This window comes from Collinsella sp. BIOML-A6, assembly GCF_009875845.1.
Classification (GTDB): Bacteria; Actinomycetota; Coriobacteriia; order Coriobacteriales; family Coriobacteriaceae; genus Collinsella; species Collinsella aerofaciens_H.
Map to the genome: position 1 here is coordinate 38,850 of NZ_WWSL01000008.1, position 21,972 is coordinate 60,821.

A 21,972-nucleotide genomic window follows, 5' to 3' on the forward strand; every position below is an offset into this window, starting at 1 on the left:
CGCAAAGGAGTTCTATATGAGCAATCCCTCGAACCGCACCTCGATGCGCGGTCAACTCACGCTGCGCGGCGTCGTCATCGGCGTCCTTGGCTGCATGATCATCACGGCAAGCTCGGCCTATACCGCCCTCAAGATGGGTGCGCTCCCCTGGCCGATCATCTTCGCTGCCGTCATCTCGCTGTTCTTCCTGAAGCTCATGGGCAACGCCAGTCTCAACGAGGCCAACGTTACCCACACCATCATGTCCGCGGGCGCCATGGTCGCCGGCGGACTGGCGTTTACCATCCCGGGCGCCTGGATGCTGGGCTATGCCGACCAGATCAGCTGGCTCGACATGTTTATCGTGGCACTCGCCGGCACCATCTTGGGCCTTCTGGCGACAGCGCTCATCCACCGTCACTTTATCGTGGACGCCGCGCTGGAGTTCCCCACCGGCAACGCCGCAGCTCAGACTCTGCGCGCCACCGAGGCCGGCGGCAAGACTGGCAAGCAGCTCTTTGGCTCCATGGCCATCGCCGGCATCTACAGCGTGCTGCGCGACGCTCTGGGCGTGGTGCCCAGCATGCTGTGCACGCTCAATATCCCCGGCGTGACCTTTGGCATCTACAACTCGCCCATGTTGCTGTCCATCGGCTTTTTGGTGGGCTTCGCCCCGGTTGCCTTTTGGTTTGCCGGCGCGCTGCTGGGCAACTTTGGCATTATCGTCGGCGGTACCGCTGCCGGCCTCTTCGATGTTGTGACCGCGCAGGGTGTCGTCAAGTCCCTGGGTATGGGCCTTATGATGGGCTTTGGCGTCGCCGTCGTCCTTAAAGACATCCTGCCGCAGGTCGCAGGTATCGTCCGCGGCCTCGCCGCCGACAGCTCCAGCGACACCGACGAGCAGTCGCTCATCTCGGGCTCCCTTAAGCTCGACGCCGGCATCATCGGCCTGGGCACCGCCGCCATCGCCGTGATCGTTGCCATCGCGCTCGACCTCGGTCCCGTCCCGGCCGTCATCGTCACGCTGTTCACCTTTGTCACCACCATCATGAGCGCTCAGAGCTGCGGTCAGACGGGTATCGACCCCATGGAGATCTTTGGCCTCATCGTCATGCTCATCGTGGCAGCCTTCGCGCAGCTCGCGCAGGTCAAGCTGTTCTTTATCGCCGGCATCGTTGCCGTGGCGTGCGGCCTTGCGGGCGACGTCATGAACGACTTTAAGGCCGGCGCCGTGCTGGGCACCAACCCGCGCGCGCAGTGGGTCGGCCAGGCCATCGGCGGCATCGTGGGTGCCCTGGTCGCCGCAGCCGTCATGGTCGCGCTCGTCACCGCCTATGGTCCGGACGCCTTCGGCCCCGACAAGAGCTTTGTGGCCGCGCAGGCAAGCGTGGTCGCCACCATGGTCTCGGGCATCCCGAGCGTGCCGTGGTTCGCAGGCGGCTTTATCGCCGGCATCGTCATGTACTGGCTCGGCATTCCGGCCATGATGATCGGCCTGGGCGTGTACCTGCCGTTCTACATGTCGCTCACGGCCTTCCTGGGCTCCTGCATCAAGCTCGCCTACGACAAGTGGGCCGCACACCGCGACGCCGCCGCCGGTCTTTCGGACGAGGAGAAGGCCGCCAAGGATGCTGCCTTCCAGGAGCAGGGCCTGGTCGTTGCCAGCGGTCTGCTGGGCGGCGAGTCCGTCGTCGGCGTTATCTTGGCGTTTGTCTCCGTGGGCTTAAGCCTGCTGGGCTAAGCTGAGCAGCTGCTCGACAGCAACCATATTGCCTACGGCTTGCCCGGTCGGTAGCTTTTGCGGCTGCCGACCGGGCTTTTTTATATCGAAACAAAGAAAGGCCGGGCGCACTGCGTTTAACAGCGCGCCGGCCTTATCGGTTTAGTTATCGAAGCGTTCCTGCTATGAACCGCAGTTCGTTGCAGAATCTACGCTCGAAACGCTACATCTGCTTGCGACGACGATCACCCAGCGTCACACCCGCGGCCACAAGCGTTATGCCGCCGATGACGAACACCTCGCCTGCAAGTGCGGAGTCATCGCCAGTCTGGGCGAGTGCGGCCGACGCGGCCTTCTTCTTGGCGACAGGAGCCTTTGCAGCAGCCTGCGCAACCTGAGGCTTGGCCTGCAGCTCAGCCTTGGGATGATACTTGTCGTACTCGGCCTGCGCGGCAGCCAGGGCATCCTTGGCATCGCCAAGCTCGGCAAGCGCGGCGGCATAGGCGTCGTTGGCATCGGACAGCTTGGCATCGGCATCGCTCAGAGCAGCCTTGAGGCCAGCGGCGGCATCGACGGCGGCCTTATAGCGAGCGTAGGCAGCGTTCAGATTGACCAGCTTCTCGTTGCCCGTCGTGCCCGCGGCAAGGGATGCCTTGTGGTCGACAGCCTCAAGATCGGCCTTGAGCGCCTCGTCGTTGGCAAGCTCGGCCTTGGCCTTGACGATCTCGAGGTTCGCATCGACGACTGCTTCGTTGGCGGCCTCGAGCTGCTTCTGGGCATCGGCGACACCGGCGACGGCAGCATCATAAGCTGCCTTGGCGTCGTCAACAGCCTTCTGGGCTGCGGCATAGCGCTGGAATGCCTTGTTCGCTGCGTCGAGCGCGGTCTGCGCGGTCGCGACCTTGCCCTGGGCGTTGGACAGAGCCTGCTGCTTGTTGGAGACTTCCTGTTGAGCATTTGCGAGAGCCGTTGCGGCAGCGGTCTGCGCAGCCTGGGCGCGCTCCATCTCAGCTTAAGCGGCGTCGTCGGCCTTCTTGGCATCATCAACCGCGCTTCGCTTACTCGCAAGATCTGCCCTTGCGGCATCGCGCTTGGCGGTAAGGTCCTTGACCGAAGCAGTGGCGTTGTCATACGCCTCGTTGGCCTGGTCGGATTTTGCCTTGGCGGCATCGCGAGCGGTCTTCGCCTCGGCCTTGTAAGCAGCAGTCTTCTGCGCCTTCTTCTGGCATTCGGGGACCTTTGCGTTGGCGGCATCGAGCGCGGACTGGGCAGCGGCAGCCTCGCTCTTGGCGGCATCGAGCTTGGCCTGGGGCGTCTTGACGTCGATACCCTTGAGTTTGGCTTCGGCGGCGTCGTATGCCGTCTTCGCGGCGGCGGTGCCGGCTTTAGCCTTCTCGTACTCGCCCTTGGCAGTGTTCACGTCCGTGTCGGCCGCGGTATAGGCATCGCGAGCGCTTTCTTGCTTATCCAATGCGTTAGAATAAGCCGTTCCAGCAGTCCCGAAGTTCTTCTGTGCCTCTGCCAACTTATTCTGAAGCTGCTTCAGCTGCTCCTTCTGCTCCTGCGTGCCGCCTGCATTGTAGGCGGAATCGATGTAGTCGGTGACGAGCTTCTTGAACTCGGAGACAGTGAAGTCCTTCTGCCCCGTGCTCCCGCTATAGTCGAAAATGGTTACCTCGGAATCGGTGTTCTTACCACTACCGGTTGCGATGCCGATAGCCTTCGCGCCGGCATCGATGATGTTGAGATAGTGTCCGCACTCATGGTAGATGCTGTTGTAGTGCTGGTAGATATAGTAGGAATCATATCGGTGGCTGCCGAGTTCGTCGCCATACTGCTCGACGTACTTATCGAATGCCTCTTTCTCCTGGGTGTAGAGACCGGTATATGGCCAGCCGAGGGTATCCTCGGTCTCGCCTCCGGTGTATGCTCCACCGCCGCCTGCAAGGTTCTCACCTTGATCGAAATAGCAGTTCGAGTGTCCCCAGATGTTCGATGAATATGATGCATTAAGGGCGGCTGCCGCAGTCATGCGGAGGCTGACGCTGAGCTCCGACTGACCGTTCGCCTTGCGGAGGTTGTTCTGGGTATCGAGGTAAGTCAGGGCGTTGCGCATCTGCTCCAAGGAAAGCGGATTGGTGTCGCGAGACATGTCCTGATCGACGTACTTGTCATACCAGTCCTGTTTATCCGTCGTCCCCATGAGCATCGATACGGCAGTGCTTGCATTCGACTTCTGCGTGGCTGTGAACTGGCTGCCGCCAATGATGTAGTTCATGAAGCCGAACATACCCTGGCTGATGACATTCTGGTCTACGGTCATGTTCGACTTGAGGTCGGCAATCTGCTGGTTAAGCTTCTCGACCTCGGCGTTCGCGGCATCGTATGCCTTCTTGGCGGCATCGGATTCAGCGCATGCCGTCTCCCACTCGCTGTGCTTCTGCTGACGGATCCCGACGAGTCGGTCGTACTCGGCCTTCTTGTCGCCCTCGGTCTGCTGCGCCCGCTCGTATGCGGTCTTAGCGGTGGTGTACTTGCCGGTCGCATCGCTGAGCTTCGCGTTCGCCTCGTCGTATGCAGCCTGCGCGGTCGTGACGGCGGTGTTCGCGGCGTTGACGCGCTCCTGAGCGGCGGGGACGGCGGCCTGTGCGGCCTGGAGGTTCGCCTGGGCGGTTGCGTCGGCAGCAGTCGCGGCGTCAAGGGCGCTCTGCGCGGTTGCAAGCTCGTTGGCGGCGGTGTTCTTAGCAGCCTCGAGCGCATCCAGATCGACACCCGTGCCAGAAGTAGCGGCATCGAGCGCGGCCTGCGCCTGATCCAGCTTCTGCTGGGCGTTGTCACGTGCGGTGGTTGCAGTAGCGAGGGCAGCGGCGGTCTGCTGTTTCTTTGCCTGAGCGGATGTCAGAGCAGACTCGGCATCCCTCTTTGCCTGCTGGGCATTGGAGACAGCCGTCTTAGCGGCATCGAGCTCACCCTCGGCAGTCTTCACATCGGCGTTCGCTGCATCGAATTTTGCCTGCGCGTCCTCGACGACCTTCTTGGCGGCCTCGTATTTATCCATGCCTATGGCCTCGAGCTTGGCCTCGGCGTCATCGAGGGCTTTCTTAGCTTCGTCGCGCTTTGTGTTGGCATCCTTGAGCGCCTGGGTCTTGTCATCGACCCTCTTATTGGCCTGATCGAGCTGGTCGTTCAGGTCTCCCAGCTTCTTTTGCTGTTGCTCGGCCTTGTCGACGGCCGCCTTAAGCTCGTTGATCTTCTCCTGAAGCGCGGCGACTTCTGCCGCGTTCTGCTCGGCCGTGTTGTCGCTCAGGGCCTTAGTAGCATGGTCTCTGTGCTGCTGGGCCTGCTGCTGAGATTGAGCTGCGGCATCAACCTTCTTCTGGGCGGCGTTGTAGGCCTCCTGGGCGGCCTTGAGTTGCTTTGCCGACTCCTCGGCAAGCTGGGCAGCCGTCTTTGCGACCGCTTGGTTACCGGCGGCAACGGTGTTCTCTACAGAACTACCCCCCTGAACAGAATCGCCGTTATCGGTTGACGGTGCGGCGATTGCCGCCAGCGGCGACATGAGCGGCTGAGCGATGAGGCCCGCCGTCAAAACGGTTGCGACGGCACGGTTAGCAACGCCCTTGACGTTGACGGCCTTTGCCCGAGGCTCAAAGTGTTGTGGACTGTAGTTTGCCATGGCTTTCTCCCTTTGACACGGATGTATCCATACGCATCAAAATGTAGGAGCTGATTTTTGAATTCTGTTGCGCAACATTGGTCACCGGCGAAGTTTTTGAAACTAACACCTCATGACATCACAATTTCGACACATATGAGGGCGTTCGTAAATCATATTTTCATGAGGCAGCGTCCAGTTTGCCATGTACGCTTGTTCTTACGTCATCCGCCCTGCCAGCCGGCATCCAACTAGCACCCCGCCCGCCACGGTGTAGAGTAAGGGCGACGGGCGGGATATGCGGCCCGTGCCAGAATGGGGTAAACATGGAGCTCGACAAACAACAGATCAAGCGACTGCGCGAGCGCCATCATCGGCGCCATGGCATCCGCCCCGCCCATAGCGAGGCCATGGAGAACGCAAGCCGCTTTCTAAAGCAGGCATTCAATATTCGTGAGGGTCGCGCGCCCTACCACGTGATTCGCAAGCGCTTTGTAAACGGGGCGCGGCTGACCGGCTCTCACCTGTGCATCCTCATCATCGCCATGCTCATCGCGAGTATCGGCCTCGATATCGACTCGGACATCGCCATCGTGGGAGCCATGCTCATCTGCCCGCTCATGGGCTCAGTCCTTGCCATGGCATACGGCATCGCCACGCTCGACCGCGAGATTGCCGTCGAGGCCGTCGCGGGCTTGGCTCTGCAGATGGCCTTTTGCCTGGTCACGTCCACGTTGTACTTTAAGCTCTCGCCCCTTGGCACCACCACGGCCGCCATCATCGACAATTCGACACCGACCGTGTGGGACCTTGCCGTCGCGCTCGCGGGCGGCTTTGCGGGCGGGCTGGGCAACTCGCGCGACCAGGAACCCGCAACACTCATTGCCGGCGTAGCCGTGGCGACCGCGCTCATGCCGCCCCTGTGCGCGGCTGGTTACGGCATTGCCATCGCGAGCGGGTCGCTGTTTCTCTCGGCGCTTTATGAGTTTGGCATCAACGTGGTCTTTATCGCACTGGCTACCGAAGCCGTGCTGCTTCTTTTGCGCGTGCCGCTCAAGCGCGACCTGAACGGCGACGGTATTGTGACTGCCAAAGAAAACGCCGAGGTCGACGAGCTATCGCGCAAGGTGCGCCGCCGCATCATTGTGGGCACGGTAGTCTTTGCCATCCCCTGCATCGTTATGACCGCGAGGTCCATTGGCTCGGCGCAGGCCGGCGTGCAGGACGGCTACGGCGTCACCGAAACTACGCGCGAGCTCGCCGCGGTGCTTCCGGGCTTTAAGGATTACACCGTCGCCGTCGAGACCTCGGCTACCGAAGGCGACGAGGAGGGCCTTGTCGAGCGCGAGATTGTCGCCCACGTGACGACAAGCGAGGCGCTTGGGGCACGCGACCGTCATGTCGCCCGCAAGCTCATCGACCTCAATGTGCCCGAGCTCGATCGCGTGGAGTTCGATGTGCAGTGATGCCGGCGCGGGATGTTTCAAAGCGGACGTAGCAACTCAGGATGTTGGTACCAAAGGGATCGGCTTTGACAAACGGGGCAGTTTCGTCGTAGCCGCCTGCAGCGCATTCGGCATCGAGCTGCTCTTTGATGGCGGCATGTTTCTCGACGTCGTAGGTCGCGACGATCTGATTGTGGAGCTTCTTTTGCTCGTCGGTGAGCTCATTGCTCGCGGTAGATGCGTCGCTTGCGCCGGCACTGACAGCGGAGCAGCCCATGAGCCCCGTCCCGACAAGCGTTAGCGCGCCCGCCGCACCCGCAAGAGCCGCTCGGCGCGTGAGCAACCCGCTGTCTTTGTCACTCAACTCCATATCGTTACCGTCTTTGAATGCCACCGTCGCTTGTCTCATATACCATGGCGTTTGCCCAGCCCTGTCCAATATTGGTCCGCAGCTTAACAAACACCCCTGAGCGGTAGCTTAAGCTTGCAACGGCGCAGAAACACGGCTTTGGGGGCGCGGTCCGCCCCCCAAAGAATCGTTTAGTACTTGAAGAAGCCCTCGCCCGAGCTTTCACCCAGCTTGCCTTCGTCGAGCATTTTCTTGAGAACGGAGGCCATGGCCTTAAAGTTGTAGGGCATCATCATCTTTTTGAGCAGCGGGCTCACCAGGCCCGGCACCTTTTGGTACTGCATGACGATGTTGTACGCCGTCTGGATGCCCACGGTGTCGAACACGCGGAACGGCCCCTTGGGAGCGCCGGTGCCGCGCGTCCATGCGAGATCGATGCTCTTGGGGTCGCTGACGCCCGAGACATACAGGTCCAGGCCCGAAAGCAGCCACGGCACCAGCATGGAATTGAGCAGGTAGCCGTTCTTTTCCTTGTTAACGGGCAGGGCAAGCATGCGGATGTCGTTGGCAAAGTCGACGAGCTCGTCGAAGTAGCGCTTGTCGGTTTGGTCCTGCGCCATGACCTCGGTCATGTTGTTCTTCCAGATGGAGTTGGCAAAGTGCAGCGACAGGTACTTCTCGGGACGGCCGGTGTACTTGGCAAAGGTGCTCGGCAGCAGCGTGGAGGAGTTGGTGACGATGATGGTTTTTTGCGGGAGAACCGGGGCGAGCTTCTTGTAGAAGTCGATCTTTGCCTGGGTATCCTCGGCCATAGACTCGATGACCAGGTCGGCGTCGGCCACTGCCTTGGCAAGATCGAGCTCCAGCTTGAGTGTGGCGTAGGCGCGCTCGACGGCGGCGAGCGCCGCCTCCTTGTCGAAGGGCTGGGTGCTATCGGCGATACCGGCGCACCACTCGCCCGTGCCGTCCGCCATGCCCTCGATTGCCGCGATGTACTCTTCGCGCACATGATCGATCTTGGGCTGGGTGCGGCCGATGCTGCCCTCGCTGCGCAGCCAGATCGTCACATCAAAGCCGCAGTAGGCGGCCTGAAAGGCAATCTGGCTTCCCAGCACGCCGCCACCGGCAACACAAACGGTCTTGTAGCTCATGGAACGGTCCTCTCTTACGTAATTCCATAGATGTGTATTTATTCAACCGTAAGAGGGTTGCACGCTGGAGGTGGGTTCTATAAACGGACGGTTGCTTGCGGCGAACGGCTACGCCTTTTCATTATCTCAGGGCTTTACAGGCCATTTTTCGTGCCGCAGGACCGTCGTTTTCGGAAGTGCGGTGAAAAACTGAGCTTCGCCGACCAGACCGACTTTTTTAGCAACAAAACCGCAGGTAACGAGAGCTCATAAGAGCAGTGTGCTCGGAGGCTTGGAGTTTTTCCCCGCACTTCTGAAATACGAGTCCGCCGAAGGCGTCAACAAGCCCATTTATGCAACATATGTCCAGTAAAAACGGGTGGTGACCGGTACGGCTGCCACCCGTTTGTCTTATATCCGACTCGAAGCAGGTCAGCTACTTCTTAATGCCGCGTCCCAGGCGCTCAGCGACCGACGCCACGGCACTCTCGTCGACCGAGCCGCAGCTCGCGCAGCCGTCGTGGGCACGCATCTGGCCGGTAACCTCGTCCATCGCGAGCGGCGCCACCTTCTCGAGCTTAAAGCCCTTGCCGGCGCGCAGGTTTTCCTTGGCCACGCTGATCATGAGCTTAATACGGTTGAGCTGGTTGACCTCGGACGCACCGGGATCGTAGTCCACCGCGACAATGTTGCTCTCGGGGTGCTGACGGCGCAGTTCCTTGATCACAGCCTTACCCACCACGTGGTTGGGCAGGCACGCGAAGGGCTGTGTGCAGATGATGTTGGGCGCACCGTGGTCGATCAGGTCGAGCATCTCGGCCGTGAGCAACCAGCCCTCGCCCATGTTGTTGCACACCGAAAGCACCGTGCGGGCCTTGTCCGCCATGGTGCCGATACGCTCGGGCGCCTCAAAGCGGCGGGACTTCTCGAGCATCTCCTCCACCGGCGTGCGCATCCAGTCCACAAGCTTGATGAGCGCTTGCATGCCCGCGCGCGTAGTGGCAGAGCTTCCCAGCTCGTCCTTCTGCAGCTCGGCGTTGCTCATGGAGTACAGGAAGAAGTCGAGCAGGCCCGGTACCACAGCCTCGCAGCCCTCACGCTCGATGACATCGACCACGTGGTTGTTGGCCGTGGGGTGGAACTTGACCAAGATCTCGCCGACCACGCCCACGCGCGGCTTGGTGCCCTTGCCCACAAGCGGCATGGTATCGAACGCGCGGATGGCCTCACGCGCAAGCTTGGTGTAGTTGTGACGGTTAAACTTGGGCGCCAGCTTGCGGGCACGCGCCATGTACTCCTCGTAGAGCGCGTTGGCGGCACCGGGCGTGGCCTCGTACGGGCGACAGCGGTAGAGCATCTGCATCATCACGTCACCAAAGAGCACCGCGTACACGGCCTGCTTAAGCAGCGCCGGCGTAATCTTAAAGCCGGGGTTATCCTCGCCGAGCGCCACGGCCGAAAGCGAGATCACCGGAATCTCGGGGTGGCCGCTCTCGCGCAGGGCCTTGCGAATGAGCGCGATGTAGTTAGTGGCACGGCAGCCGCCGCCGGTCTGGCTGATAACCACGGCCGTCTTGGACAGGTCGTACCGACCGCTCTCAATGGCCTCCATGATCTGACCCGTCACCAGGATCGACGGATAGCAGATGTCGTTATTCACGTAGCGCAGGCCGGCCTCGACGGCATCGTGGTCAGTCGAGGGCAGCAGCTCCAAGTTGTAGCCGGCACCGCGGAACACCTCTTTGACCAGGTCAAAGTGAATCGGCGCCATCTGCGGGCACAGGATGGTGTAGCCCTCCTCGCGCATCTGCTCGGTAAAGGGTACCTTGGGCCACGCGGTCGAAGCACTCTCGCGCTGAGCCTCAAACGTGTACTTGCGGCTCGCGAACGCGGGGGCATCCGTGGAGGGCGCCACCGGCGCGGCAACACCCTGCTCGTAGGCCTCGCCCGCGGCCGTGGCCTCGGCCAAGCGCTCGGCCTCCTGGTCCTTAAGCGCGGCCATGAGCGAGCGGATGCGGATGCGCGCGGCACCTAGGTTGGATACCTCATCGATCTTAAGCACGGTGTAGATCTTGCCGCTGGCCTCCAGAATCTCCTGCACCTGGTCGGTGGTCAGAGCATCGAGACCGCAGCCGAAGGAGTTGAGCTGGATCAGGTCCAGGTCGTTGCGCATCGTCACAAAGCGGGCGACGGCGTACAGGCGGCTGTGGTACATCCACTGGTCGACGACGCGGATCGGGCGCTCGGGCTTCACGAGATGCGCGAGCGAATCCTCGGTAAAGACCGCAAAGCCAAAGCTCGAAATAAGCTCGGGCAGGGCGTGGTTGATCTCGGGGTCGTTGTGGTAAGGACGGCCGGCGAGTACGATGCCGTGACCGCCGTGGTCCTCGACCCACTTAAGAGCCTCCTCGCCCATGGTCTGGATGTCCTCGTGGAAACGCGCATCGGCCTCAAAGGCGGCGTTGACGGCGGCATCGACCTCGGAGCGCGTGATCTTGGGACCGCGTACGCGACCGCGACCGGCCTCAGCATCGGCCACACGGTCGACGGCGAGCACCTGGTACAGGCGGCGCTTGAGCTCGGTCTTGTCGTGATACGGCACAAACGGATACAGGAACTCGATGTTCTGCTCGCGGATCTCGTCGATATTGAGCGCCAGCGCCGTAGGGTAGCTCATGACGATGGGGCAGTTGTAACAGTTGCCGGCGGTCGGATCCTCCTTGCGCTCCCAGCGCACGCACGGCATCCAGATGAAGTCGACATCGCGGTCGATGAGGTTCATCACGTGGCCGTGGCTCATCTTGGCCGGATAGCACACGCTCTCGGACGGCATGGACTCGATGCCCGCCTGGTAGGTCTTCTTGCTCGACTGGTCGGACAACTGCACGCTAAAGCCTAGGCGCGTAAAGAACGCGTGCCAGAAGGGGTAGTTCTCGTACATGTTGAGCGCACGGGGGATGCCGACGGTGCCGCGCGGGGCCTCGTCGGGGCTCAGCACCTCGCGGTTAAAGAGCAGCTCGTTTTTCTTTTTGAAGAGGTTGGGGGCCTCGGTCTTTTGCTTTTTGTGGCCGGCACCCTTCTCGCAGCGGTTGCCGGTAATGAAGCGCCTGCCGCCGCCAAAATCGTTGACGGTGAGCTGGCAGTTGTTGGAGCAACGGCCGCAGCGGACATGCTTTTGCGTCACGGTGAGGTGCGCGATGTCCTCGGCGGAAAGAATGGTCGAAGTGCCGTCGGCGCCGGCGCGATCGCGGGCGAGCAGGGCCGCACCGTAGGCGCCCATGCAGCCGGCGATGTCGGGACGCACGGCATGAACGCCGGTGAGCTGCTCAAACGCGCGCAGCGTGGCATCGGACATAAAGGTGCCGCCCTGGACGATCACCTGGCTGCCGATCTCCTTGGGGTCGCGCAGCTTAATGACCTTGAACAGGGCATTCTTGATGACGGAATAGGACAGGCCGGCCGCGATGTCACCCACCGTGGCGCCTTCCTTTTGTGCCTGCTTGACGCGCGAATTCATAAAGACCGTGCAGCGGCTGCCCAAATCGACCGGAGCCTTGGCATGAATGGCGGCGTCGGCAAACGCGCGCACGTCCATGTTCATAGACACGGCGAAACTTTCGATAAAGCTGCCGCAGCCCGACGAGCAGGCCTCGTTGAGCATGATGTGCTCAATCACGCCGTCCTTGACGCGCAGGCACTTCATGTCCTGGCCGCCGATGTCCAGGATAAACTCGACACCGGGCAGGAATGCCTTGGCGCCGCGCAGGTGCGCAACGGTCTCGATCTCGCCGGAATCGGCCTTGAGGGCCTCGATGAGCAGCGCCTCGCCGTAGCCCGTGGTGGTCACGTGGCCGATGGTGCAGCCGGCGGGGATGTGGTTGTAGAAATCGGCCATGATGACCTTGGCCGTGCCCAGGATGTCGCCGTTGTTGTTGCCGTACCAGGTGTGCAGCAGCTGGCCGTCCTCGCCCACGAGCGCGGCCTTCATGGTGGTGGAGCCGGCGTCGATGCCGATGAACACGCGGCCGGTGTAGCCATCGAGCTTGCCCTTGGGGACGACCTCGGCGTCGTGGCGGGTCTTGAACTCGGCAAAGTCCTCGTCGGTGGCAAAGAGCGGATCAAGGCGCTCGACCTCGGCACCCTGCGTGTCACCCAAGCTGTCGATGGCCTCGATGAGCTGCGGGAACGTGCTGAGCTTGTTGGACTCGTGCGCCATGGCGGCGCCGCTCGCCACAAACAGGTGAGCGTTTTGGGGCACGATACGGTGCTCCTCGTCCAGATTGAGCGTGAGGTAGAAGCGGTGGCGCAGCTCGGAGAGGTACTGCAGCGGGCCGCCCAGGAAGGCGACGTTGCCGCGGATGGGGCGGCCGCACGCCAGGCCCGAGATGGTCTGGGTCACGACGGCTTGGAAGATGGAGGCCGCCACGTCCTCGGGGCGGGCGCCTTCGTTAAGCAGCGGCTGCACGTCAGTCTTGGCAAAGACGCCGCAGCGGCTGGCGATGGGATAGATGGTGGTGGCGTTGGCCGCGAGCTCGTTGAGGCCGCTCGCGTCGGTGTGCAGCAGGGTTGCCATCTGATCGATGAAGGCGCCCGTGCCGCCGGCGCAGGTGCCGTTCATACGCTGCTCGATACCGTTGTCAAAGTAGATGATCTTGGCGTCCTCGCCGCCCAGCTCGATGGCGACATCGGTGGCCGGGATAAGGATCTCGACGGCGCGCTTGCTGGCAATGACCTCCTGGACAAACTCCAGGTTGAGCCACTGAGACAGCAGCAGGCCGCCCGAGCCGGTAATGGCACAGGTCATTTGGGCCGTCGGCAACACGGTCGCAGCGCCCTCGAACAGGTCGCGGGCGCAGGCACGGACGTCGGTGTGGTGGCGCTGGTACTTGGCGTAGACGATCTGGTTGTCGTCGTTGAGCACGGCAAGCTTAACGGTGGTGGAGCCCACGTCGATGCCCAGGTGCAGGTTGCCACGAGCGTTCTCGGGGTTGAAGATCGCGCCTTCGGGGGCGTGGGCGGCGGCTACGGGCTCAGCGGCGGTGGCGGACTCAATAGCGACGGACGTCTCCCCTGCCGCGTTCTTGGCCTCGGCAACTGCCTCGGCAACTTTCTCGGCAGCGGCGGTCGCGGCCTTCTGCGCGGCGTCCATCACGGTGGGCGCGGCCTCGCGTGCGGCAGCGACCATGCGGTCCTTAATGCCCTCGACGAGTTTGCTCATTGTCTCTCCTCTTAGTTGTTGGACTCGACGGTTGCGGCGGTGTCGGCCGCGTCCTCGAGCTGCAAGTTCAATAGCTTCATGCCGTATTCCGGCACGTTGATATCGATGGGTTGGCCATACAGGTCACCAGGGCGCACAAAAGCGAGCACCGTCATAATGCGTGCCATGGCCTCGGGCGATTCGGTGAGCCCACGCTCAAACCAGCGCTGGATCAGACCGACCTCGGCACTCACGACGTAGGTGACGTAGTAGTCAAAGAATGTGCCCAGCGCCAGGCCCAAAATACCCGTCTGCGCACGCGGCACCACGGCCTCGCGGGCGGTGTCGATGATCTTTTTAATGAAGGCCTGATCGCCGCCCGGGCCCAGCAGCGCACCGATTAAGTCGCGGTTGGCCGCAAGATAACGCAGCAGCTCAACCGAACCGGGCGCCGGCTCGAGCTCATCGATGTTGTGATAGAGATCAGGCAGCTGAGCTGCGATGATGAGCTCAATGCGTTCACGGATCTCGGCCAGCAAGCCGTCCTCGATTTGATTGATAAAGTCGGGGATATCGCGGTAGTGCGAATAGAACGTGCGGCGCGTAAGGCCAGCGCGCTCGGTGAGCGACGCGACATTAATGCGCGAAAGATCGCCGCTTTCGGCAAGTTCGCCGGCAAGCGCCTGGCGAAGGGCACGCTGCGAGCGAAGGGACCGGCGATCGCATTTCTCGAGCTGGGACAAGCGTCCTCCTTGTTACTCAGCCTGTGCGCTATTGCACAGTGCGAGTATTATTGCACACCGTGTGCATCAACACGTAAAGGCAATATTTGGGTTGTGGCAAAGGGACTGTCCCTTTGCCACAACCCGCCTGTCTTTTGGAGCGGCATTACCGATTGTCCAAAATGTCATTCGTGGGTAGAATGGTGTCGACGGCAGCCCAAGTTCTGCTAAGCTGGGCAGCGCCGTTGCTTGGATTAAGGGGTCAACGCCTTAGCGGCGGCGACCCCTTTTACGTTGCTTCGAACGCTGCTTGAGTGCCTCGGAAAGCCCGATAAGCATCGTGAGAAGCGAGACCAAAGCGGTCAGAAGCCTCACGAAATCAATCAAATCGGTCATGGGCATCACCTCCCATCAGATGGAGGGCGCTGCCCGGCACATGGAACTGCCGTCAACGATACCGATTCTATCAAAGCGCAGTTAGATATGCGAATGTTTGTTCGCATTTCAGAAGATCGGAGCTCGAGTATGGCGAAGGAACAGTTCCTTTGCCATACCCGAGCTTATCGCCGAACTGCTACCTACATTTTTCGAGTTATTCGGCCACGCTGCTGGTTCTGTATAAATGCACCGCCGGGATTATCTGAGAGTTTTTGTCCTTATTTGAGCGCATACATGCCCATTTGCTCACTTACGTCACCGAATCAAACACCATTAGAGGCATGAATGTTCCTGAGAGGGCATCTTTAGCCATTTAACGACCTCCGACAGGCCGAATAACTCGATATTTGTTGGTGGCGAAAGCGTAACAGTCCCATACGCCAAAAGCCGGCATCTCCCATGCGACAAAGGAGCAGTCCCTTTGTCACATTATTCGATGATGGTGCGAGAGTTCTGCTTATGCATGGTGGCGAGCATGTGCTTGGGGACGGCGTGGACCATGCAGCTGCCGATGGTCGCGCTCGCGGCGGCCTTTGCCGCGTCACTGCCATTCTTGGTGGCATAGCTGTGACGGAAGCGCTTGAGCATGGCTATGTCATTGCCGCCGTCGCCGTAGACCGCGACCTCATCCTCGGCAATGCCGTAGTAGCCCGCCAGCCAGGCCACACTCTCGCCCTTGTTGCACGCCACGTCCGTGATCTCGAACATCACCGGATCGAACGGCGCGTTGACCACGCGGTCCGATCGCTCGGCCAAATATGCCTTAAGGTCGCTCTCCAGCTCGGGCAAGATCACGCGGCAGTTGATCTTGCACACATCGTGGCGCAGGATGTCACCGATCGACTGGTCGAAATACTGTTCCTCGTGGTACCCGCCACGTGCACGCATACCGCGCATCACGATGCGCTTGATAGGGCTGTCCTTCTTAAAACCCGCCTGGTGCATCTCGAACGAACCGCTCGAGAACATGCCATCGGGCGTGGAGCAGTCAAAACAAATATCCGGGAACTCCTTGAGCAGCTCCTCGGTAATCTGTGGGTCGATGGTCCAGGTCTTGAGCACCTCGCCATGGCTGTCGCGCACGATGGACCCATTGGAGCAGCAGGCGTCAAGCGCCAGGCCCGTAAAGCCATGCTCGCCGATCGGTAGCGTCGAGCGTCCGGTCGCGGGAACCACATGCAGGCCAGCCTCGGTCAGCTCGCGAATGGCACGGCGGATGGTCCCATCTGCCTCGTGCAGAGCGTTCAGCAGCGTTCCGTCTAAGTCACTCGCAAACATCTTGATCATGGGCATGCCCCTCCTTCGTCTGCACGATATTGTAGACGAAGGAGAGGCATGCCCGAACAATGACATCCCGGCGCGGCGAGACAATACTTCCGCTCATTCACGGTGCCCCAGCGCCTTAAGACAATCGCCACAAGCGACTTTTCAGCCGATAAAACAGCACCGTCGTCAACGTCAGCACCGCCAACATGCCTGCGAATACAATCGCCGGAGTCCATCGATCGTATGCGAGCCCGTAAACCAATTGGCCAATAGGCGTTGCACAGGAAAGCGTCATATAAACGAGTGCCAGCACTTTCCCGCAGAGTTCCTTTGGCGCTGACCGCTGAACGAATGAAACGATTTCGACCGATGTAATGCTTGCCCACGCCATAACCCATGCCGAGCCGGCCGCAAGCGCAGCAAACGCTAATTCATCAGGACCGCTCAGTAGCGTGACAATAATCGGCACGACTCCAAAACAGATCATCGCAACATATCGACATATGCCCTTGAAAGAGAAACGATGCGGCCTCATACCGACCACACCACTGCCGACAAGACCACCCAAGCCCATAGCCACCTCAATAATCCCAACAAAGGATGACTGCATTCCGAGGTGCTTTACAACAATAACGGGGGCACCAATCGTTAACCCAACTAACGCAAGGTTTAAAACAGCCGCAAGTAAAAATACAACGAGCAATGATGCGTTTTGAAACAGGTACCGAATCGACTCCCGAAAATCGTTTCGACATGTCGTACGAGTCGCGCCGTCTCCCATCGTTTCAGATGAGGCATTTTGCTTGAGTGCGACCCCAAACAAGAAAGCTGAAATCGCAAACGTCGCCGCCGCGGTTTCGCATAGAGCATCGATACCAAAGCACCCATAGACCGCCGTCCCGACTACAGGCCCCAAGATATTGCTCGCCATGGTTATCTGCGAGACCAACGCAGTGGCACGCTCAACCTTTTCTTGGCCCGTCATGCGCACCGTCTCAATTTGAAGCATCGGTTTCAGCAGCGATTGGATGCCATATTGGACGCAAAGCGTTGCTACCACGACAACGGTAAGAGGCAGCGAATGCTTCATGGGGATAAACAACAGTGATGAAACCATCAGAACAATGCCGAGCACCACAAGAACCCCGCGATGTCTCCCGCGATCCGCCAAGATTCCGCCAGCCGGAGTCGCAAGCACGCCCGGCACGAACGCTATCGCCGCGACGGCGCCATATAACGTGGACGATCCGCTGCAATCGAACAAGTAAAGCGGATACGCAAAGCACAGCGCCGACAGCATCGAATACGCGCAAAGCTGCGCAACCAGAAGCTCCGTGAGTCTAATTGACCGCACTGTTTTTGATTCCAACGAGACGCTACTCCTCCGCATTCCAGCCATAAGTCCGCCCCCTAAACATACCAGTAGTATGTATTTATCAACTTGAAAAGGGCAGCCGGAGCTGCCCGTTCAAATCTATTACATACTATCGGTATCTATTTTACCACCCGGCACGGTTCCATACGTCCCAAATCTGAGCCGTTGTCTGGAGCACTTCATTACCCAAATCGAGCCCCACCGCGGCCGCCATCTGCGCCAAACATTGCGCGCGAGCAAGCATTCGATCCTTGGTCTCAAGCGGACGGAACAGCGGCAGCAGCCAAAGATTCGCCAACAACGATACCGCCTCCGCCGCTTCGCGCGGGCATTCACACGCAATGGAGCCGTCGGCGATGCCCGCCTCGATCACTGGCAGGAGATAGCCATCGGCCGACTCGTCAAACGAACCCTGGTACTGCATCGCCAGCAGCCGCGAGCTTTTTACCGGATCTGCCGCAGGATGTATGCGTGCCCATAGCTCAATTTGCGGAATAACGGACTCGGGCGCGTACAGTCGCTTGAGCTTTTGAGCTCCGGTCATATTACCGATACCAAGCGTTGAGCGACGGCGCTCAACAACCGGAGCCATTGCCCGATCAAATGCGGCGTTGAAAATCTCCTCTTTGCTCTTAAAATGATGATAGACAGCACCCTTGGTCATGCCATCGAGTCGGTCGACGATATCTTGAATGCTCGTCCCCTCATAACCCTGCGCGCAGAATAGCTCCAGCGCCGCGTCGAGAATCTTCGCGACCGTCTCCTCGGGATATTTATTACGACCCATAATCTGCCCATCCACAACGCAAGTCCTGTGCCTCATTGCAGTATTTTAACGTTGCGAATGGCAGGCGGTTGATTCTACACCGCGGTGGGGCCTTGTTCGCCGGTACGGATGCGGATAACCTCCTCGACCGGCTCGACCCAAATCTTGCCGTCTCCAACGGCGCCGGTGCGGGCGGCGTTGCAGATAAGTCAAACGCTGCGTTGTCGAATGGAAACGGTGCCGCAATCTTGGAAACGGCGCGGCAACGGGCGCGAACCGTACGGGAAATACGCGAGCAAGGGAGCCGCGAGGGCGCTCGTCCCGGCTAGCGCCGAAACAGCTCGTGGGCGCGGTCGCGAAGGTCGGTGGCACGAATGACGCCCTCGTAGCGGTTGATGCGCAAGCGCGGGAAAGCATTGAAGAAGCGCAGGTCGCGACGGCTGAGCGACACACTCGGCACCGGACGGCTTGCACGCCTGCCGGCACGGAGACAGGCGAGCGACGGACGAGGCACGCTCGGCGCGGCATCGGCCACGCGGCGAGCAGCGAGTGCCAGGCCGCGAGCACCGTCCGAGATAAACGTCGGCATCGAAGCCTTCTCACGTAGGGCATCGAGCGCCGCGTCGCCCAGCTCGGCCAGCCACGCGTTAACGGCGCGGCTGCGGATATGCGTCTGCGCCACCGAGTCAATCGTCGAATCGGGAATGCGCTCGAGCATGGAGTCGGACGCGTCGGCAAGTGACTCATTGATGCGGTCGGCAAGGTCGGCACGCACACGCTCCAGCTGATCGGACAGGCGGCGCCAACTGGCCAGCGAGCAAATCGCATCGACGATCATTGCAACTGCAACGACAAAGGCGGCCAAACGAACAATCAAGACCGGCAGATGGGCGAGCAGGCCCAACACCGCCGGTTCCACTACGCGACAAATGCACAACGAACCCAAGCCAAACGCGCAGGCCCAGTACAGACAGATGCGGCCATGCAAATTAAACGGCAGGTGCGAATAATCCCAAAAGCGCGCGCCTGTTGTTTTTTCCAACAGCACGCCTACGCTGTACTCAATCACGCTGCATACAAGCGCTGCAGCGACAAACTGGCTCGACGCGTCAGGAATTCCGCGCAACAACAGCCAGCAGGCAATGCCGCCCGCGCCATAGATGGGGCAGCACGGCCCCAGCAAAAAGCCGCTATTGGCAAATCGTCCGTGATTGAGCATGGCGCAGACCGTCGACTCCCACGCCCAGCCGCAAAAACCGTAGAAGGCAAACGAGAGCACCAGTGCCGAAAGCGGGCAGGCGGCAAGCGTCGCGCCGTCAAATGCCATGTCGATCGTGGTTCCCAACGTCTACCCTCTCCTCTTTTCGCTCGATTCGCTGCTCGCGCCATCGTCCGCCTCGTCCTTGTGCCGCAGACGGCCGGCGACCGTCTCGTGCAGCGCGCACCATTTATCTGCCAGGCACACAATCCATGCCTCACGACACGTCGGCGGCACCGGCACCAGCGGAAACATATGCCGCACGATAATATTCCGCTCGCGCGGCGTCAGCTCAAAATCTTCCTCCGCACGTGCCAGGGCAAAAAACGGGTGGCGGAAGCCATGCAGCCGATGGCTTGGGTCGGGATCGTGCCAGTCATAGAGAAAGTAATCGTGTAACAGGGCTCCGCGCAGCAACGAGGTACGGTCGACCGAAATGCCAGCACGGCCCAAGTGCTCGGCAAAGGACAGGCTCGCCCGCGCTACCGAAGTCACGTGCGCATAGACCGTCACATCACCATGCTGGATAAACTCGCGTGTCAGATCCAAACGGCCCACCTGGGCCAGCTGACGGGCGGCACAGTCGACCTCGTGCGCGATTCTCTCGGCACGATCGGCATCGGACATGCTGCCTCCTTCCAGCGGCTCACGGTGGCAATCCACGGTCTGCACGCATTGAATAGAATCATCATTGAATCTATCAGTATGGCATCGGACAAAACGTTTTGCCCCACCAGTTGGCGAATTACCGCGCCGCCGTCACATATCAAACGCCAAAATGTGCGAGACTGTCTTGTGCAATTGTGCCGGCCGAGGGAGCGCCGGCGCTCGATTCGCATGGAGTAACCCACAACGATGCTGCTTACGCAAACGACAACGCCCGAGGACGTCAAGGCTCTCAATCGCGCCGAGCTCCCGCAGCTCTGCAGCGAGATTCGCCACGCCATCCTCGAAAGCTCCGCCGCTGTCGGCGGACACGTTGCCCCCAACCTGGGCGTCGTTGAGCTTACGGTCGCGCTCCATCGCGTGTTTAACTCCCCCACCGACAAGATTGTCTTTGACGTGTCGCACCAGACCTACGCCCACAAGGCGCTAACCGGGCGCGCGTACACCTATATCGACCCGGAGCGTTATGGTGAGGCCTCTGGCTTTGCCAATCCCGACGAGTCCGAGCATGACCTGTTTGCCATGGGTCACACCTCGACCTCGATAAGCTTGGGCTGCGGCCTTGCCCACGCGCGCGACCTGGCGGGTGACACATATAACGTCATTACCGTTATTGGCGACGGCTCGCTTTCGGGCGGCCTGGCGTTTGAGGGCTTTAACAATGCCGCCGAGCTCGACAGCAACCTGATCATCATCGTCAACGATAACGACCAGTCCATCGCCGAGAACCACGGTGGCCTCTATCGCAATCTGGCCGAACTGCGCGCCAGCAACGGCACCTGTGAGCGCAACGTTTTCCGCGCGATGGGGCTCGACTACCGCTATCTGGACGCCGGTAACGACGTGTTGGCCCTCGTCGACGCGCTGCAGGAACTGCGCGATGTCGATCGTCCCATCGTGCTGCACGTCTCCACCGCCAAGGGCAAGGGCTTTGAGCCGGCCCAGAGCGACCCGGAGCACTGGCACCACGTGGGTCCGTTTGACATGGCAACTGGGCGCAAGCTCTGCCCGGGCCATCCGAGCGAGCCTGCGCCGCGCACCTATGCCGACATTACGGGCGAGGCGCTCAGCGCCGCCATCGAACGCGATCCGCAGGTCGTGGGCATCACGGCCGCCACGCCCTACATCATGGGCTTTACACCCGAGCTTCGCGCTGCCGCCGGCAAACAGTTCATCGATGTGGGCATTGCCGAGGAGCACGCCGTGACCTTTGCCACCGCGCTTGCGCGCTCGGGCGCCAAGCCAGTCTTTGGTGTGTACGGCACGTTTTTGCAGCGCGCCTACGACGAACTGTGGCACGACCTGTGCCTCAACGATATGCCGGCGACCATCCTGGTATTTGGCGCGTCGATCTTTGGCACCACATCCGAGACGCACCTCTCGTTCTTTGATATTTCCATGCTGGGCGGTCTTCCCAACATGCGCTACTTGGCGCCGACCTGCATGGAGGAATACCTGTCCATGCTGAGCTGGTCGCTCGACCATCGCGAGCATCCCGCGGCGATCCGCGTACCGGGCATCGGCCTGGTAAGCCGCCCCGATCTGGCGCCTGCCGAGGACACCGATTACAGCGTTGCGCGCTACAACGTTGTGCGTCAGGGCCGCGATGTGGCCGTGCTCGCGCTCGGCGATTTCTTTGAGCTGGGCGAGCGCGTGGCAAACCGCTTGGCCGCCGAGTACGGTATCGAGGCCACGCTCGTCAACCCGCGCTTTGCAACCGAGCTTGACCGCGAGTTCCTCGACAGCCTTGCCGTCGAGCATCGCGTTGTCGTCACCCTCGAGGACGGCATCTTGGACGGCGGCTGGGGCGAGCGCGTGGCATGTTATCTGGCATGCACGCCGTTGCGCGCGCGCACCTTCGGCATCGCCAAGGGCTTCCCCGACCGCTACGACCCCAACGAGCTGCTCGCTCAGAACGGCATGACGGTCGAGAACATGGCCGCCGAAACCGTGAAACTACTCAACGCGTAAGAAAGCCTCCGCAAGGAAAGCACCCCTGCGGAGGT

The 21,972-nt window shown here is 60.8% G+C and carries 15 protein-coding genes and 1 pseudogene; 3 read left to right on the top strand and 13 right to left on the bottom strand.

Annotation, left to right across the window (positions count from 1 at the left end; translation table 11 throughout):
* Window positions 1-16 precede the first annotated feature (16 nt).
* A complete protein-coding gene (locus tag GT495_RS04090; RefSeq protein WP_161161593.1) occupies window positions 17-1,720 on the top strand; it encodes an OPT/YSL family transporter in 1,704 nt (567 codons plus the stop codon).
* A gap of 202 nt (window positions 1,721-1,922) precedes the next feature.
* Here GT495_RS04090 and GT495_RS04095 read toward each other — a convergent pair whose 3' ends face one another.
* Window positions 1,923-2,705 carry a hypothetical protein gene (locus tag GT495_RS04095; protein WP_161161594.1) on the bottom strand — a complete coding sequence of 261 codons (783 nt, stop codon included), beginning with the start codon at window positions 2,703-2,705 and terminating at the stop codon, window positions 1,923-1,925.
* Between the two features lie 6 nt (window positions 2,706-2,711).
* The gene (locus GT495_RS04100; protein ID WP_161161595.1) at window positions 2,712-5,375 is read right to left on the bottom strand and encodes a CAP domain-containing protein; all 2,664 of its coding nucleotides are present in this window, start codon (window positions 5,373-5,375) and stop codon (window positions 2,712-2,714) included.
* A 305-nt stretch (window positions 5,376-5,680) separates the two neighbouring features.
* Here GT495_RS04100 and GT495_RS04105 point away from each other — a divergent pair, with 305 nt between their 5' ends.
* A complete protein-coding gene (locus tag GT495_RS04105; protein ID WP_161161596.1) occupies window positions 5,681-6,820 on the top strand; it encodes a DUF389 domain-containing protein in 1,140 nt (379 codons plus the stop codon).
* Here GT495_RS04105 and GT495_RS04110 read toward each other — a convergent pair.
* The 11 genes and pseudogenes from GT495_RS04110 to GT495_RS04155 form a co-directional block, all read right to left on the bottom strand.
* Window positions 6,777-7,193, bottom strand: a complete 417-nt coding sequence (locus tag GT495_RS04110) for a hypothetical protein (protein ID WP_161162676.1) — start codon at window positions 7,191-7,193, stop codon at window positions 6,777-6,779. The genes GT495_RS04105 and GT495_RS04110 overlap by 44 nt on opposite strands.
* A 146-nt stretch (window positions 7,194-7,339) precedes the next feature.
* Complete coding sequence (locus tag GT495_RS04115) at window positions 7,340-8,299, bottom strand: 3-hydroxyacyl-CoA dehydrogenase (protein WP_161161598.1); 960 nt, start codon at window positions 8,297-8,299, stop codon at window positions 7,340-7,342.
* A gap of 415 nt (window positions 8,300-8,714) precedes the next feature.
* Complete coding sequence (locus GT495_RS04120) at window positions 8,715-13,496, bottom strand: 2-hydroxyacyl-CoA dehydratase (protein WP_161161599.1); 4,782 nt, start codon at window positions 13,494-13,496, stop codon at window positions 8,715-8,717.
* Window positions 13,497-13,507: 11 nt separating this feature from the next.
* Complete coding sequence (locus GT495_RS04125; protein ID WP_161161600.1) at window positions 13,508-14,218, bottom strand: TetR/AcrR family transcriptional regulator; 711 nt, start codon at window positions 14,216-14,218, stop codon at window positions 13,508-13,510.
* A 249-nt stretch (window positions 14,219-14,467) separates the two neighbouring features.
* Window positions 14,468-14,593 carry a hypothetical protein gene (locus GT495_RS11005; protein WP_255451709.1) on the bottom strand — a complete coding sequence of 42 codons (126 nt, stop codon included), beginning with the start codon at window positions 14,591-14,593 and terminating at the stop codon, window positions 14,468-14,470.
* Between the two features lie 471 nt (window positions 14,594-15,064).
* Complete coding sequence (locus tag GT495_RS04130) at window positions 15,065-15,922, bottom strand: HAD-IIB family hydrolase (RefSeq protein ID WP_161161601.1); 858 nt, start codon at window positions 15,920-15,922, stop codon at window positions 15,065-15,067.
* Window positions 15,923-16,037: 115 nt separating this feature from the next.
* Window positions 16,038-17,270, bottom strand: coding sequence for an MFS transporter (locus tag GT495_RS04135; RefSeq protein WP_161161602.1), 1,233 nt, complete (start codon window positions 17,268-17,270; stop codon window positions 16,038-16,040).
* Between the two features lie 130 nt (window positions 17,271-17,400).
* The gene (locus GT495_RS04140; protein ID WP_161161603.1) at window positions 17,401-18,063 is read right to left on the bottom strand and encodes a TetR/AcrR family transcriptional regulator; all 663 of its coding nucleotides are present in this window, start codon (window positions 18,061-18,063) and stop codon (window positions 17,401-17,403) included.
* A gap of 74 nt (window positions 18,064-18,137) precedes the next feature.
* Window positions 18,138-18,248, bottom strand: a pseudogene (locus tag GT495_RS04145) (P-II family nitrogen regulator); the annotation flags it as partial.
* A gap of 119 nt (window positions 18,249-18,367) precedes the next feature.
* Entirely contained in the window at window positions 18,368-19,387 is a 1,020-nt protein-coding gene (locus tag GT495_RS04150) for a putative ABC transporter permease (RefSeq protein ID WP_240128090.1), read from the bottom strand.
* Window positions 19,388-19,390: 3 nt separating this feature from the next.
* A complete protein-coding gene (locus GT495_RS04155; RefSeq protein ID WP_161161604.1) occupies window positions 19,391-19,927 on the bottom strand; it encodes an HD domain-containing protein in 537 nt (178 codons plus the stop codon).
* 228 nt (window positions 19,928-20,155) lie between these two features.
* On the opposite strand from GT495_RS04155, the gene GT495_RS04160 reads away from it, so the two are divergent.
* Entirely contained in the window at window positions 20,156-21,937 is a 1,782-nt protein-coding gene (locus GT495_RS04160) for a 1-deoxy-D-xylulose-5-phosphate synthase (protein ID WP_152073354.1), read from the top strand.
* The last annotated feature ends 35 nt before the right edge of the window (window positions 21,938-21,972 follow it).